This window comes from Mycobacterium sp. TH-M11 (assembly GCF_057473725.1).
Genome location: NZ_JBYCLD010000417.1, coordinates 1 through 13,051, shown reverse-complemented (window position 1 = coordinate 13,051; position 13,051 = coordinate 1). Strand labels below are relative to the sequence as shown.

The following is a 13,051-nucleotide window of genomic DNA, read 5'->3' as shown; positions in this document are numbered from 1 at the left end:
AGCCTTCTCGAGGATCTCGACGAGGCGCCAGCGCTTCGTCGCCGACAGCGGACGAGTCTCCATCAACGAAACCCGGTCGCCGGTGCCGGCGTCGCCGTGCTCGTCGTGCACCTTGACCTTCTTGGTGGTCCGGATGATCTTGCCGTACTTCGGGTGACGCATACGGTCTTCCAGCTCGACCACGATGGTCTTTTCCATCTTGTCGCTGACCACGTAGCCGATACGGGTCTTGCGACGGCCGCGCGGCTTCGGGGTGGCCGGGGTGCGCTTGGGTCCCTTGACTCCAGCCTCGTTCGCCGCTGCCTTCTCGGGGGCCGCCTTCTTCGCCTCAGCCATCAGGCCTCCTCACCATTGGGCCCAGAAGCCAGGCCGAGTTCGCGTTCACGTAGCACGGTGTAGATCCGTGCGATTTCCTGGCGGACCGTGCGGAGCCGACGGTTGTTGGCGAGCTGACCGGTCGCCATCTGGAAGCGCAGGTTGAACAGCTCTTCTTTGAATTCGCGCAACTTCTCGATCAGCTCTTCGTCGTTGAGCTCGCGCAGTTCGCCAGGCGAAGTTCCCACTGCCATCAGAACTGATCCTCTCGGGTGACGATGCGTGCCTTGATCGGCAGCTTGTGAATCGCGCGGGTCAGTGCTTCCCGGGCGGTCTGCTCATTGGGGTAGCTGAGCTCAAAAAGCACGCGACCCGGCTTCACGTTGGCAACCCACCACTCCGGCGAGCCCTTGCCTGAACCCATCCGGGTTTCGGCGGGCTTCTTGGTCAGTGGACGGTCCGGGAAGATGTTGAGCCACACCTTGCCGCCACGCTTGATGTGCCGGTTGATGGCAATACGCGCGGACTCGATCTGCCGGTTGGTGATGTAAGCGTGCTCCAGCGCCTGGATGCCGTAGTCGCCGAAGCTCACCGACGTTCCGCCGCTGGCGATCCCGCGCTGACGCGGGTGGTGCTGCTTGCGGTGCTTGACCTTGCGGGGAATCAACATGATTCAGCTCTCCGTACTCTGCGCCTCGGCAGCGGGCGCCTCAGCAGCGGGCGCCTCGGAAGGCGTTGCGGCTGCGGTGTCTTCGGCGCTCGACGCGGCACGGCCGGCCTCGGTGCTGGTCGCCGTCGTTCCCGCGGATCCGCTACGACGCGGGCGGGTGCCCGACGGACGCTCGCGGCGCGGACGCTCGGCTCCAGCCGACGGTGCAACCAGCTCGCGCTTGCCGCCGACGATGTCGCCCTTGTAAATCCAGACCTTTACGCCGATGCGGCCGAAGGTGGTCTTGGCCTCGTAGAGGCCGTAGTCGATGTCGGCGCGCAGCGTGTGCAGCGGCACCCGGCCTTCGCGGTAGAACTCCGACCGGCTCATCTCCGCGCCGCCGAGACGGCCCGAGCACTGAACCCGGATGCCCTTGACGTTCGGCTGCCGCATCGCCGATTGGATCGCCTTACGCATCGCGCGGCGGAACGCCACCCGGTTGCTCAGCTGCTCGGCAACGCCCTGAGCGACCAATTGCGCCGTCGACTCAGGGTTTTTCACCTCGAGGATGTTGAGCTGAACCTGCTTGCCGGTCAGCTTCTCCAGATCGGTGCGGATGCGGTCGGCCTCGGTGCCACGGCGACCGATGACGATGCCCGGACGGGCCGTGTGGATGTCCACCCGAACCCGGTCGCGGGTGCGCTCGATCTCCACGTCGGCGATGCCGGCGCGCTCCAAGCCGGTCGACAGCAGCTTGCGGATCGCCACGTCTTCCTTGACGTAGTCCGCGTACTGCTTGTCGGCGTACCACCGGGACTTCCACTCGGTGGTGATGCCGAGCCGGAATCCGTGCGGATTGATCTTCTGGCCCACTGGTTCGAGCCCTCCTTCGCTTCCGAAGTCGCTTCAGTCCCAGCGGACTTCGCGGCGGATGCCTTCTTGGCCGGCGCCTTGTCGGCCGCCGATTTCTTGGCCGGAGCCGTGCTCGCAGCCTTGCTGGCCTGCGCGCGCCGGGCCCGGGTGGCGCTCGCAGACTGCGAGCTCCGCCCGTCCTTGCTCGGCCGGCTTTCCACGATCACCGTGATGTGGCTGGTGCGCTTGCGGATCCGGAATGCGCGGCCTTGGGCGCGCGGACGGATCCGCTTGGCGGTGGGACCGCCGTCAGCGTAGACGGTGGCCACCACGAGCGTCGACGGGTCGAGCCCATTGTTGTTCTGCGCGTTGGCTGCAGCGCTAGCGATGACCTTGGCGACCGGCTCGCTGGCGGCCTGCGGCGCCCAGCGCAAGATGTCCAGCGCCTCGGTCACCGACTTGCCGCGGACCAGGTCGATCACCCGGCGCGCCTTGGTCGGCGACACCCGCACGAACCGCGCTACGGCGGTCGCCGACGGATATTCAGTAGCCGTGCTCATCGCCGCTTGGCCTTCCGGTCGTCTTTGATGTGTCCCTTGAAGGTGCGCGTCGGTGCGAACTCACCCAGTTTGTGGCCCACCATCGATTCGGTGACGAACACCGGCACGTGCTTACGACCGTCGTGGACGGCGAAGGTGTGACCGATGAAGTCAGGAATGATGGTCGAACGGCGCGACCAGGTCTTGATGACCTGCTTGGTGTTCTTCTCGTTCTGAACGTCGACCTTCTTGAGCAGATGGCCGTCGACGAACGGACCCTTTTTGAGGCTGCGTGGCATGTCTGTTTCTCCTGGCTGCCGCTAGCGAGACTTCTTGCCGGTGCGCCGGCGTCGGACGATGAGCTTGTCGCTGGGCTTGTTGGCCTTGCGGGTGCGGCCTTCGGGCTTACCCCACGGGCTGACTGGGTGACGACCCCCGGATGTCTTACCCTCACCACCACCGTGCGGGTGGTCGACCGGGTTCATCACGACACCACGGACGGTGGGGCGCTTGCCTTTCCAGCGCATCCGACCGGCCTTGCCCCAGTTGATGTTGGCCTGCTCGGCGTTGCCTACCTCGCCGACGGTGGCACGGCAGCGCACGTCGACACGGCGGATTTCGCCGCTGGGCATCCGCAACGAGGCGTACGCGCCTTCCTTACCCAGCAATTGAATGCTGGATCCGGCTGAGCGGGCCAGCTTGGCGCCACCGCCGGGCCGCAACTCCACCGCGTGGATCAACGTACCGGCCGGGATGTTACGCAACGGCAGGTTGTTTCCCGGCTTGATGTCGGCGTTGGCGCCGGACTCCACCACGTGACCCTGCTTGAGCCCTTGCGGCGCAATGATGTAACGCTTCTCGCCGTCCAGGAAGTGCAGCAGCGCGATGTTCGCGGTGCGGTTGGGGTCGTACTCGATGTGCGCGACCTTCGCATTGACACCGTCCTTGTCGTTGCGGCGGAAGTCAATCACCCGGTAGGCCCGCTTGTGGCCGCCACCCTTGTGGCGCGTGGTGATTCGACCGTGCGCGTTGCGTCCACCCTTGCCGTGCAACGGCTTGATGAGCGACTTCTCCGGAGTCGAGCGAGTGATCTCGGCGAAATCGGAGACGCTGGCACCGCGACGACCCGGAGTCGTCGGCTTGTACTTGCGAATTCCCATGTCTGTTAAGTCTCTCTATCCTCGCCTGTTCCGCGGCTACGCCGTAGCGCCGAACAGTTCGATCGGCTTGCTGCCGGGCGCCAACGTCACGATGGCGCGCTTGGTGCTCTTGCGCTGTCCGAACCCACTCCGGGCGCGCTTGCGCTTGCCCTGGCGGTTTGCGGTGTTCACCGCCGACACCTTGACCGAGAAAATCTTCTCGATCGCGATCTTGATCTGCGTCTTGTTCGAGTCGGGGTGCACCAGAAACGTGTAGACGTTGTCATCGATCAGGCCGTAGGACTTCTCCGAGATGACCGGGGCCAGGATGATGTCGCGGGGGTCAGTGACGGTCGCCATCAGGTGCGAACCTCCTCGGTGGTCTTGCTGTTCGCCTCGATGTAGGCATTGAGCGCCTCCACCGAGAACACCACGTCGTCGGCGTGCAGCACGTCGTAGGTGTTGAGCTGGTCCGGAGAAATGATGTGCACACCGGGAAGGTTGCGCGCGCTCTTGAGGCCGGTCTCGTCGCTACGTCCGATGACCACCAGCACCTGACTGCGGTCGGTCAGCGTGGCCAGGAAACCCTTGGCGCTCTTGGTCGAGGGGGTCTGACCCGCCACCAGTTCGGTGATCGCGTGGATGCGGCCGTTGCGAGCGCGGTCCGACAACGCGCCGCGCAATGCGGCGGCGATCATCTTCTTCGGGGTGCGCTGGCTGTAGTCGCGAGGCTGCGGACCGTGCACGACACCACCGCCGGTGAACTGCGGCGCACGCGTCGAGCCCTGCCGCGCGCGGCCAGTGCCCTTCTGCCGGTAAGGCTTGCGGCCACCGCCGCGGACTTCGCCGCGGGTCTTGGTCGAATGCGTGCCTTGGCGCTTGGCAGCCAGCTGCGCCGTGACCACCTGGTGCAGCAGCGCGATGTTCGCCGGCGCGTCGAACAGCTCGGCCGGCAGCTCGACCGAGCCGCTCGTCTTGCCGTCCGGCGTCTTGACGTCAATCTTGATGCCAGCCATTACTTCTCACCTCGTTTGATCGCGCTGCGAACCACGACGAGTCCGCCGGTGCGGCCGGGCACTGCGCCCTTGATCAACAGCACGCCGTTTTCGGCATCGACCAAGTGCACCAACAGATTCTGTGTGGTCACCCGGTCGTGGCCCATCCGGCCGGCCATCCGGGTGCCCTTGAACACCCGCGCCGGGGTGGCGCATCCACCGATGGATCCGGGGCGACGGTGCACCGCCTGGGCGCCGTGGCTGGCGCCCTGCCCCTTGAAGCCGTGCCGCTTCATGGTTCCGGCGAAGCCCTTGCCCTTGGAGGTGCCCGTCACGTCGACATAGTTTCCGGCAGCGAAGATTTCGGCTGTCAGCTCTTGGCCGACCTCGTAGTCGGCCGCGGCGGCTTCGTCGTCGAGCCGGAACTCGGCCAGGTGCCGACGCGGGTTGACCCCGGCGGCGGCGTACTGACCCGCCAGCGGCTTGTTGATCTTGCGTGGACTGATTTCGCCGTAGGCCAGCTGCACCGCGCTGTATCCGTCAACCTCTGGTGTACGGATGCGGGTCACCACGTTCGGCCCGGCTTTGACCACCGTCACGGGAACGACGCGGTTGTTCTCGTCGAACACCTGCGTCATGCCGAGCTTGGTGCCCAGAATGCCCTTTCTCGCCATTGCTCGCAGCTCTCCTACTGGATGTTGACGTCGACGCTGGCGGGCAGATCGATGCGCATCAGCGCGTCAACGGTTTTCGGGGTCGGGTCAAGGATGTCGATCAGGCGCTTGTGGGTGCGCATCTCGAAGTGCTCACGCGAGTCTTTGTACTTGTGCGGTGAGCGAATAACGCAGTACACGTTCTTCTCGGTTGGCAGCGGCACGGGGCCCACCACGCTGGCGCCCGTCCGGACAACCGTCTCGACGATCTTGCGCGCCGAGGCGTCAATGGCCTCGTGGTCGTAGGCCTTGAGCCTGATGCGGATCTTCTGTCCCGCCACGCTTCCTCACTCTCCAGGTCGAGACCCGGTTTCCTGCCGGTCGCCGATGCCCGATCGGTCTACACCGATCAGGCGGGCACCCGGTTGTTGCGCCGCTGTTTACCTGTCTTGGTCCACCGGCCCCCGCGGTCGGGTGTGTCGCCCTCACGCAGCCCGGCCCGCGACCGAAATTGATCACGAACCAGATTGGGACCGGACGCGCCCGTGTGGGCGCTGGTCGTATGCCCGGCCAGGCTTGAACCCAGCTCTAGGCAACCCGAACAGTATGCCCTAGATCGCGGTATGGGCCAAATCCTCGTGGCCACCGGTCGCCGGGACGCGGTCGTCGGCGGGCGGCTTGTCCTTACTCAAGAGTAAGGTAGGTCGGCATGACGAGCTCGACCAGCACATACGCGGCGTGGCAGCGGCTATCGGGCACCCCCGGTGGCAGCCGCCTGTTCTCGATCGCGGCGATGGCCCGCGTCCCCTACTTCGCGTCGGTGCTGCCGCAGGTGGTGCGGATGGAGCCCGGCCTGGCCGAGGTGCGGGTACCCAAGTGGTTCTTCGTCTACAACCACTTGCACACCGTGCATGCGATCGCGTGCTGTAATGCCGCCGAGGTGGCGATGGGGATGCTGATGGAAGCGACCGTCCCCCGCAGCCATCGCTGGATACCGAAAGCGATGACCGTTCAGTACCTCGGGAAGGCCACCACGTCGCTGTTGGCCCGCGCCGAAGTGGACCCGCCGGAGTTCGTTCGGATCACCGACGGCGTGGACGTCGTCGTGCCGGTCAGCGTCACCGATCGCAACGGCGAAGAGGTCGTGCACGCCGACATCACCACCTGGGTGACGCCGGCCAACTAATCCAGATAGGTTCCATGCCCGCGGCGGACCAGTCCACCGTCGAACTCCAGCACCTCGTTGACCAACTGGCCGCGCTCGTTGCGGTAATTGATCACCAGAATCGACTGGCCCCGGTACACAGCCAGGACGTCGAAATGAAGATCCGGCATGACCTTGGCTGCGGCGCTCCAGTATTCGCGCAGTGCCGCTTTCCCACGCACCACTCCCCCAGATCCCGGGATTACTCGAGCGGCGACCGGCGAGGTGAAGACGACGTCGTCGTGAAAGTGCGCGAGCACCGCCTCGACATCAAGACGGTTGAAGGCCGCCGCCCACGCTTGAGCGAACGGGCCGGGCTCGGGAGTGCTCACGATTCACCCTTCATCGTCGCCCAGAACGGGCACTGGTGTTCGGTCTCGAAGTCGCTGGTCACCTGATTCCCGCCGGGCCGCAACGACATCCAGAAGTCGTGCCCGGGGTCGCCGTCCTGGGCCGGCCAGCCGGGCAATCCGGCAGCCTGCGGAACACCGTCGGTGACGAAGTGACTCCAATAGCTCATCATCTGATCCGACAGGATCTGCTGCGCGTGATCCAGTGGCGGCGCACCGCCCATGCTGAACAGGTACCTCAACTCCAGCGAGTGGCTGGCCCCCACTGGAAAGGGTGCATGCCGCAGAAAATCGGGCTCAGGCGCGTGCGGATCGTCGAACTCGTAGGCGTAAACCGGCGCGTTGCGGCTCAGCGATTCGACGAATCTATCTGTGGTACAAGCGAAGACACCGTCGGTGGCCGCAGCGGAGTAAGCGAGCGAGACGTCTCCGCCATAACGATCGGGCGAATAGTGCGCCACCACCGGGGCGCTGTCATCGCCGAAGATGTCGGCGAGCATCTGCGGATACTCGCCGACGCCGACTCCCCGATGCAGCCTCGACGCTCGCAGCGCTGCGAACAGTGTGAACTCGTCGTGGTTGACGCCGATCAGCACCGGAACACGCGCCGCCTTGTCCGCCGCGAACGCCGCCATCGGGTTGTCCGGCAGCACCGCCGTTCCGGTCACCGGGCCGGAGAGCGCATCGGAGTCGCCCAGGAAGTAGTACCACGGTGGACGTTCGAGCTTGGTTGCCGGCAGGGCACGCAGACACCGCGCCGTGGTGGCCGGATTGCGACAGCCGACCGCGATCGCGTAATCGATGCTCTGCCGTTCGGCGAAAGCCAGGTCCGCCTGCGCCTGGCATGGCGCGCTTTGAATGATCGCTGCCCGGAACAGTCCCGCCGAACCAGGCGCGATCAGGTGGTCGCACACCGACATGCCACCGGCGGATTCGCCGGCAATGGTGACCATCTTCGGGTCGCCGCCGAAAGCGGCGATGTTGTCACGCACCCAGCGCAGCGCGGCCTGTTGGTCGGCCAGTCCGTAATTGCCGACCGTCCCGGGCGGTCCCAGCGCCGGGTGGGCCAGAAAACCCAGCGCGCCCAACCGGTAGTTGATCGTGACGACGATGATATGGCCCCTGGCCGCCAGCCAACGCGAGTGATAGATGTCGCCGCTGCCGTTGACGAACCCTCCGCCGTGGATCCACACCATCACCGGGCGTTTCTCGCCATGTTGTGCGCGCGGCGGAGTCCAGACGTTGAGCGTCAGGCAGTTTTCGCTGGTCGGCTTGCCCACGCCCGGCTTCAGACCGGTGTCTTGCATGCATTGCGGACCGGCTTTCGTGGCGTCCAACATCCCTGACCAGCGCGCCGCCGGACGCGGCAGCTGCCATCGCAGCGGCCCCACTGGCGGTGCCGCGTACGGAATACTCTGGAACACGCGGTAATCCGAGGCGACTTGGCCGCGCATGGTTCCCATCGCGGTGTGCACGACGCCGGCGTCCAGCGGGCCCGCGTACGCCGGTTCCGCCTTGCGCGGCTTGACGACGCCATCCTGCCCGCAGGCCGCCACCAGCAGAGCCGTCATCAGTAGGACGGTCCAGGCTCGTCGACGGCGAGGCGATCGGATCGGCACGAGACGACAGCCTACGGATTGCCGGAAGACTGGCATCAACGAATCCAGGATCGCACAGACTTATGCGTGACACGTGTCAAAAACAGTCGCGATCAAACCCGGCAGATAACAGATGAGAGGGCAAATGAGAGCGCCGCGCTGGCCCGCATGGAGGTAATCAGCCTTTTTCACCAAATTACTGCCGCGATTGAAATCGATTGAGCTCAAAGGCAACCCACAGCTGATCTCGACGACTTTCGTCGGCGGCCTCAAGCACCTGCCGATTCGCCATGTGGTGGGTTGAGCGCTTTCGCCTGCGCACGCTGAACACGAAGGAAGCCGTCGACTGCGGCGTGGGCGCATTCGCGGTAGTCGAAGTCGGGCAACGTGGACAGTCGGCCCAGCACCGCCGGGCCGATCAACAGCGCGATCGCCAGGGTGCGGTCGATGTCCCCGAGCTCCGCGGCGTCTGGACTGTCGAAGATCGCGTCGAAAGGTGCGGCGTATTGCTGGGCAATACGTTCGCGCAGCGTGCTGATCGCGGGACTGTCGGATGTGCGGGTCTGTGACGATTCCGGCAACTGCTCCAGGTCACGCCCGAGCGCCAGCCAACTCATCGCCATCACCATGCCGGGGCTCTCGGCGATTGATTGGGCGAATGCCAGAACCACCCCGATCAGCCGGTCGCGCAGCGCACCTTCCTCGGACGGCATCGGCGCCGGCGGGATCAGCGCGCCGAAAGCCGCCGCCAGCAAATCGTTTCCGCTGGGGAAGTGGCGGTACAAGGTGGCCCGGGCAACATTGGCGCCACGGGTAACCGCATCGACAGTCACCGCACTGGGGCCCCCGGCACGAAGCAACGCGGTGGCGGCTTCCAGCAGCCGGGCCCGCGAACGTGCCGGGCGCGGATCGGTGTTATCGACGATGTGGACCACCTCCTCGTGTCCAGCCTAGCCAGCGTACACAGCCGACTACGCGACTCGCGTTCTGGTCAGTAGACGAACTCCGCGGCCCGATGGGCCACCATCGCGATGGTGGCGTGCGGGCCGCGACTGGTGATCGCCGGCAGCACCGACCCGTCGATCACCCACAGACCCTCAACGCCGTGCACCCGGCACCGGCGATCGACGACCGCTGCTGGATCGTCTGCCCGACCCATCGGCGCACTGCCGCACAGATGCTGCGATGTTGACCAGGCCGGTTCACCGATTTCCGTTGTCGGACCGGCTATTTCACGAGCCAAATCGCAGCCTTCCCGCAGCGCGGCAATATCGGCCGGCTCGCTGTCGTAGCGATGCTCGATAACGGGCGGCACCATCGGGTCGGGCGAGACCAGCGTGATGCGGCCGCGGGCCCGCGGGCGCATCAGCGCCACGCCGAGATGCGGCCAGTCCGGATGACCCGGCGTACCGTCCCCGACCATCGCGACGAAGCCACCGGTGTAGGGACGTATCTCGATGTCCGCCGGCGTGCTGAGCACCACCTCGAGCACCGGCCGCTCCGGTTCGACCGCCCAGGCGGTCGGCAACACCCATTCCGGGTGGTCGCTGCAGCCCAGGCCGACCGGCAGCGGCGCGATCACGTCCACTCCGGCGGCGCGCAGCATCGCCTCGTCGCCGACACCGGAAAGCATCAGTAGATGAGCGGATTCGATTGCGCCGGAACAGAGTACAACGCTATCGGCAGTCAAGGTGATCGGCCCGCCCGGGCCGACGGCGGCCACGCCCACGGCCCGCCCACCGGCCACCAGCAGGCGCAGCGCGCGCGTCCGGGTCAGCAACGACAGGTTGGCACGGCCCAGCGCGGGCAGCAGGTACGCAGCCCCGGGCCCGATACGTGTTCCGTCGACGATATTCAGCGGGACTGCGCCGACCCCGGACGGCAGCGCCTCGGCCGCGGCAACATCGTTGAGGTCGGGCACCCAGCCGAACCCGTCACTTAGCGCCGCGTCGACGAATAGCGCTGTGCTGCCGACTATTTCCCGCGTACGCCGGATCGGGATCGGGCCTGAATCGCCGTGCGCCGGACCGGTGAAATCCAGATCGGTCTCGATCGCGCGGAAATGCTCGACGACGTCGGACCAGGCCCAACCCGGCAATCCGAAGCCGTCGAAGTCGCGCCGCAGGCCACGGCAGAAGTACCCGCCGTTGACCGCGCCGGACCCGCCGACCGTGGCACCGCGCACGATCGCCGTCTGGCGGGCCGGGTGGTCGGTGAGCCGGCTCTGGTACCGCTGGACCAGCGGACTGGCGGCGCCGATCGGTAGCCGAAATCCGTTCGCCGTCTCGGTGCGCAATACCGGATCGCTCAGACCGGGCCCGGCTTCCAGCACCGTCACCCGTCGGCTGGGGTCATTCGAAAGCCGGTTAGCCACAATCGACCCGGCGCTTCCGGCGCCAATGACCAGCACATCGCTGTGCAACGCAGCTGCGGTCAGGAGTCAGACCCGAATCTGCGGCTTGAGCGGACCGACATTGCGTTCCCGCAGCACCCCGTACCACAAGCCCAGCCCGTAGGCCAGGTCGTCAATGCGTTTGAGAACCAGATATGTCAGCAGCCCGATCGGCCGGGCGTCCTCGTCGGCGGTTTGCCGGCGACTGGCCCAATCCACTACGCCGTCGACGATGGCGGCGACCACCACAACCCGGCGGCACGAGCGGAACAGCAGCGCCGCTACCAACGCGACCGGCCAGTAGTGCCGGCAAATCGCCGACGCCAGCTGCAGTGCCGCCGACCACAGCCCGCGGGCGGCCACCGTCACGACATCGCGCATCTGAGTCTCGGTACCCTGCATGCTTTTCGCAACCCGACGACCGGTCAGCCCAGCAACGAAAAGTGAGGCCAGACAGCCGACACCCGAGCCGAATGCCATCAGAATCCAGGCGATCAGTGCCCAGCCCGAGATCATCAACGGCGCGATCTTGTCCGGGTGGCGAACCGACAGCAGGGCGGCCGAACCACCGTAAAATGCTTTGCGCGCAAACCAGTCCCGTAATTCCGTCCGATGGTCATGTGCCACTTGGGCGATCGGCTCGTAACGCAGCCGAGCGCCGGCCTCGACAAGTCGCCAGCACAGATCGACGTCTTCACCCGATCGCATGGATTCGTCGAAGCCGCCGATATCACGCAAAGCTGCAGCGCGACAAATGATTGCGGCGCTGGGCACGTAGGCGACCCTGGTATAGGGAACCACCGGGGCCTCACGGTGACCGAGATCCAATGACGAACGCACCGCCTCGTAGCGCGCGAGCAGATGATCGGTCTGGACGAGTCCGACGATGCGTGGGGCGACGAGCGCCACAGTCGGGTCGCAGAAGTGCCCGAGCAGCGCTTCGAGCCAGCCACGGCGAGGGACGACGTCGGAGTCGAGGAACGCGACGTAACCTGTCTTGCAGGCGGCAAGGCCGGTGTTGCGGGCCGCGGCCGGACCCTTGCTCTGCGTATGCCGCAGAATTTCGATGTCGGGGTGCGCGCTGACGAGATCGTCATGGCGGATCGGCGTCGACGACCCGTCGTCCACGATCACGATGCGTAAGCCGCGTAACGAACCGACCAGCCGCTGCAAGCCATATGCATTGTCCCGCACCGGGATTACGACGGTAACGTCGCGGTGCGACGGCCCGCCGGCGGGACGTGGATGCGCCACGGTCGCATCGAGCAGCGTCCGCGCCAACTCGGCGCTCAGCGCGTCGCGGACCTTGAGTCGGCCGTCGGCCAGCATGTCCTGAGCGGCGGGCGCCAGCCGCAGTATCCGGGTCGGGGATCCACCCAGCAACGCCGACCCCTGGCCGAGCACCCTGACCCGGCGGTCGACCTGCACAGCAAATCCGTCCGGCAAACGCGCCTGGGCCATCAGCGCCGCCCCCCGGCACCCGCCGCGCGGGTCCCGCCGTCAGCCGCGATCATCACGTGAGCATCCCGTCGGCCGCTGGTGCCCACCGCCGGATCCGGCGCAGGCAGTCATCGACCATCTCGGCCAGCATCCGCTCGCCGTCCTCGGCGGTCGCGGTGGTCGGGTCACCCAGCACGCCGACCGCACTGACCGCGGCCACACCCCCGCTGCGCAGCGATGGCAGTAGCTCGGCCAGCGGCGCGCCATTGCCCGCGCACCACCTGTCGGTACGGACGTAGGACGGTGAAATATGCAGCAACACCGAAGTTTCGGTGTGTCCGGCGTGAGCGTCGCCGCCGGCCACCGAACACGGACACCACGCCGCATCGCGGCCTTCACGCCGCAGCAGCGCCACCGCCCGGTGCAGCGCCGCGATATTGCCGCCGTGGCCGTTGACAAAGAGCAGTCGCCGCGCCCAGCAGGCCGCCGACCGGCCGTACTCCACCAACAGGGCGGCCAAGGCATCGGTACCGATCGAGATCGTTCCGGGGAAGCTCTGATGCTCGCCACTCGCGCCGTACGCGATCGCCGGCGCCGCCAACCACATCACGTCCGGATCCCCGGACAGCCTCGCCGCGACCGCGCCGGTGACCGCTGTCGCGATCCGGGTGTCGGTGTCCAAGGGCAGGTGGGGACCGTGTTGCTCGGTGGAGCCGACAGGTATAGCCAGCCCTACTGGCATACCTTGCAGCTGGCTCGACGTAGAGCGGCCGAGTTCGGGCTCGACTACCACCCGGTGATGGTAAGCCGAATTCACCTGCCGTGCATCGGTTGTTGGCGCGATCGAACGATTTTTTCCGGTGGCCGGTTCGCAAGGATCGGTCACCGCCGCCCCGTCAGCCACGTGGGCATCACCATACCCGCT

At 66.3% G+C, this 13,051-nt stretch carries 17 protein-coding genes and 2 pseudogenes; 2 read left to right on the top strand and 17 right to left on the bottom strand.

The genetic code is table 11. The features are described 5' to 3' along the window. The 11 genes and pseudogenes from rpsQ to rpsJ form a co-directional block, all read right to left on the bottom strand. A partial coding sequence (rpsQ, locus tag AC2VOG_RS16465; RefSeq protein ID WP_486940933.1) for a 30S ribosomal protein S17 occupies nt 1-336 on the bottom strand: 336 nt, incomplete at its 3' end. Further along, nucleotides 336-569, bottom strand: a complete 234-nt coding sequence (gene rpmC / locus AC2VOG_RS16460; RefSeq protein ID WP_486940932.1) for a 50S ribosomal protein L29 — start codon at nt 567-569, stop codon at nt 336-338. The genes rpsQ and rpmC, both read right to left, overlap by 1 nt. Then, the gene (gene rplP / locus AC2VOG_RS16455) at nt 569-985 is read right to left on the bottom strand and encodes a 50S ribosomal protein L16 (RefSeq protein ID WP_486940931.1); all 417 of its coding nucleotides are present in this window, start codon (nt 983-985) and stop codon (nt 569-571) included. The genes rpmC and rplP overlap by 1 nt, the downstream gene beginning before the upstream one ends. 3 nt (nt 986-988) lie before the next feature. After that, the gene (gene rpsC / locus AC2VOG_RS16450; protein WP_486940930.1) at nt 989-1,837 is read right to left on the bottom strand and encodes a 30S ribosomal protein S3; all 849 of its coding nucleotides are present in this window, start codon (nt 1,835-1,837) and stop codon (nt 989-991) included. A 43-nt stretch (nt 1,838-1,880) separates the two neighbouring features. Then, a pseudogene (gene rplV, locus AC2VOG_RS16445) lies at nt 1,881-2,376 on the bottom strand (50S ribosomal protein L22); the annotation flags it as partial. Next, on the bottom strand, nt 2,373-2,654 hold the full coding sequence (gene rpsS / locus AC2VOG_RS16440) for a 30S ribosomal protein S19 (RefSeq protein WP_066951921.1): 282 nt from the start codon (nt 2,652-2,654) through the stop codon (nt 2,373-2,375). The pseudogene rplV and the gene rpsS, both read right to left, overlap by 4 nt. Nucleotides 2,655-2,675: 21 nt before the next feature. Further along, nucleotides 2,676-3,515 carry a 50S ribosomal protein L2 gene (rplB, locus tag AC2VOG_RS16435; RefSeq protein WP_486940929.1) on the bottom strand — a complete coding sequence of 280 codons (840 nt, stop codon included), beginning with the start codon at nt 3,513-3,515 and terminating at the stop codon, nt 2,676-2,678. A gap of 36 nt (nt 3,516-3,551) precedes the next feature. Further along, nucleotides 3,552-3,854 carry a 50S ribosomal protein L23 gene (gene rplW, locus AC2VOG_RS16430; RefSeq protein WP_486940928.1) on the bottom strand — a complete coding sequence of 101 codons (303 nt, stop codon included), beginning with the start codon at nt 3,852-3,854 and terminating at the stop codon, nt 3,552-3,554. Continuing rightward, nucleotides 3,854-4,510, bottom strand: a complete 657-nt coding sequence (gene rplD / locus AC2VOG_RS16425) for a 50S ribosomal protein L4 (protein WP_486940927.1) — start codon at nt 4,508-4,510, stop codon at nt 3,854-3,856. The genes rplW and rplD overlap by 1 nt, the downstream gene beginning before the upstream one ends. After that, on the bottom strand, nt 4,510-5,163 hold the full coding sequence (gene rplC, locus AC2VOG_RS16420) for a 50S ribosomal protein L3 (RefSeq protein ID WP_486940926.1): 654 nt from the start codon (nt 5,161-5,163) through the stop codon (nt 4,510-4,512). The genes rplD and rplC overlap by 1 nt, the downstream gene beginning before the upstream one ends. A 14-nt stretch (nt 5,164-5,177) precedes the next feature. Beyond that, nucleotides 5,178-5,483, bottom strand: a complete 306-nt coding sequence (gene rpsJ / locus AC2VOG_RS16415; RefSeq protein ID WP_003873519.1) for a 30S ribosomal protein S10 — start codon at nt 5,481-5,483, stop codon at nt 5,178-5,180. A 368-nt stretch (nt 5,484-5,851) separates the two neighbouring features. Between rpsJ and AC2VOG_RS16410 the strand changes: the two genes are divergently transcribed. Further along, nucleotides 5,852-6,328, top strand: a complete 477-nt coding sequence (locus AC2VOG_RS16410) for a hotdog fold domain-containing protein (RefSeq protein WP_486940925.1) — start codon at nt 5,852-5,854, stop codon at nt 6,326-6,328. On the opposite strand, the gene AC2VOG_RS16405 is transcribed toward AC2VOG_RS16410, so the two are convergent. Together AC2VOG_RS16405 and AC2VOG_RS16400 are read right to left on the bottom strand one after the other, a co-directional pair. Then, on the bottom strand, nt 6,325-6,678 hold the full coding sequence (locus tag AC2VOG_RS16405; protein WP_486940924.1) for a nuclear transport factor 2 family protein: 354 nt from the start codon (nt 6,676-6,678) through the stop codon (nt 6,325-6,327). The two genes, AC2VOG_RS16410 and AC2VOG_RS16405, sit on opposite strands and share 4 nt — an antisense overlap. After that, nucleotides 6,675-8,267 (bottom strand): carboxylesterase/lipase family protein, encoded by a 1,593-nt coding sequence (locus tag AC2VOG_RS16400; protein WP_486940923.1) that lies wholly within the window; start codon nt 8,265-8,267, stop codon nt 6,675-6,677. Before AC2VOG_RS16400 ends, AC2VOG_RS16405 begins: the two co-directional genes overlap by 4 nt. A gap of 180 nt (nt 8,268-8,447) precedes the next feature. On the opposite strand from AC2VOG_RS16400, the pseudogene AC2VOG_RS16395 reads away from it, so the two are divergent. Continuing rightward, a pseudogene (locus tag AC2VOG_RS16395) lies at nt 8,448-8,598 on the top strand (cytochrome P450); the annotation flags it as partial. Here the strand turns inward: AC2VOG_RS16395 and AC2VOG_RS16390 are convergent. From AC2VOG_RS16390 to mftE, 4 genes are all read right to left on the bottom strand, one after another. Beyond that, nucleotides 8,564-9,172, bottom strand: coding sequence for a TetR/AcrR family transcriptional regulator (locus tag AC2VOG_RS16390; protein WP_486940935.1), 609 nt, complete (start codon nt 9,170-9,172; stop codon nt 8,564-8,566). The pseudogene AC2VOG_RS16395 and the gene AC2VOG_RS16390 overlap by 35 nt on opposite strands. Nucleotides 9,173-9,285: 113 nt before the next feature. Beyond that, nucleotides 9,286-10,731, bottom strand: a complete 1,446-nt coding sequence (gene mftG / locus AC2VOG_RS16385) for a mycofactocin dehydrogenase MftG (protein ID WP_486940934.1) — start codon at nt 10,729-10,731, stop codon at nt 9,286-9,288. A gap of 3 nt (nt 10,732-10,734) precedes the next feature. Continuing rightward, nucleotides 10,735-12,147, bottom strand: coding sequence for a mycofactocin biosynthesis glycosyltransferase MftF (gene mftF / locus AC2VOG_RS16380; protein WP_486940922.1), 1,413 nt, complete (start codon nt 12,145-12,147; stop codon nt 10,735-10,737). Nucleotides 12,148-12,199: 52 nt separating this feature from the next. After that, nucleotides 12,200-12,943 (bottom strand): mycofactocin biosynthesis peptidyl-dipeptidase MftE, encoded by a 744-nt coding sequence (mftE, locus tag AC2VOG_RS16375; protein WP_486940921.1) that lies wholly within the window; start codon nt 12,941-12,943, stop codon nt 12,200-12,202. Nucleotides 12,944-13,051 lie beyond the last annotated feature (108 nt).

What these genes read in the sequence shown, in the direction of transcription:
- rpmC (WP_486940932.1), bottom strand. Translation starts at nt 569, where the DNA reads ATGGCAGTGGGAACTTCGCCTGGCGAACTGCGCGAGCTCAACGACGAA.
- rplP (WP_486940931.1), bottom strand. Translation starts at nt 985, where the DNA reads ATGTTGATTCCCCGCAAGGTCAAGCACCGCAAGCAGCACCACCCGCGT.
- rpsS (WP_066951921.1), bottom strand. Translation starts at nt 2,654, where the DNA reads ATGCCACGCAGCCTCAAAAAGGGTCCGTTCGTCGACGGCCATCTGCTC.
- rplB (WP_486940929.1), bottom strand. Translation starts at nt 3,515, where the DNA reads ATGGGAATTCGCAAGTACAAGCCGACGACTCCGGGTCGTCGCGGTGCC.
- rplW (WP_486940928.1), bottom strand. Translation starts at nt 3,854, where the DNA reads ATGGCGACCGTCACTGACCCCCGCGACATCATCCTGGCCCCGGTCATC.
- rplD (WP_486940927.1), bottom strand. Translation starts at nt 4,510, where the DNA reads ATGGCTGGCATCAAGATTGACGTCAAGACGCCGGACGGCAAGACGAGC.
- rplC (WP_486940926.1), bottom strand. Translation starts at nt 5,163, where the DNA reads ATGGCGAGAAAGGGCATTCTGGGCACCAAGCTCGGCATGACGCAGGTG.
- AC2VOG_RS16410 (WP_486940925.1), top strand. Translation starts at nt 5,852, where the DNA reads ATGACGAGCTCGACCAGCACATACGCGGCGTGGCAGCGGCTATCGGGC.
- AC2VOG_RS16400 (WP_486940923.1), bottom strand. Translation starts at nt 8,267, where the DNA reads ATGACGGCTCTGCTGGTGGCGGCCTGCGGGCAGGATGGCGTCGTCAAG.
- mftF (WP_486940922.1), bottom strand. Translation starts at nt 12,147, where the DNA reads ATGGCCCAGGCGCGTTTGCCGGACGGATTTGCTGTGCAGGTCGACCGC.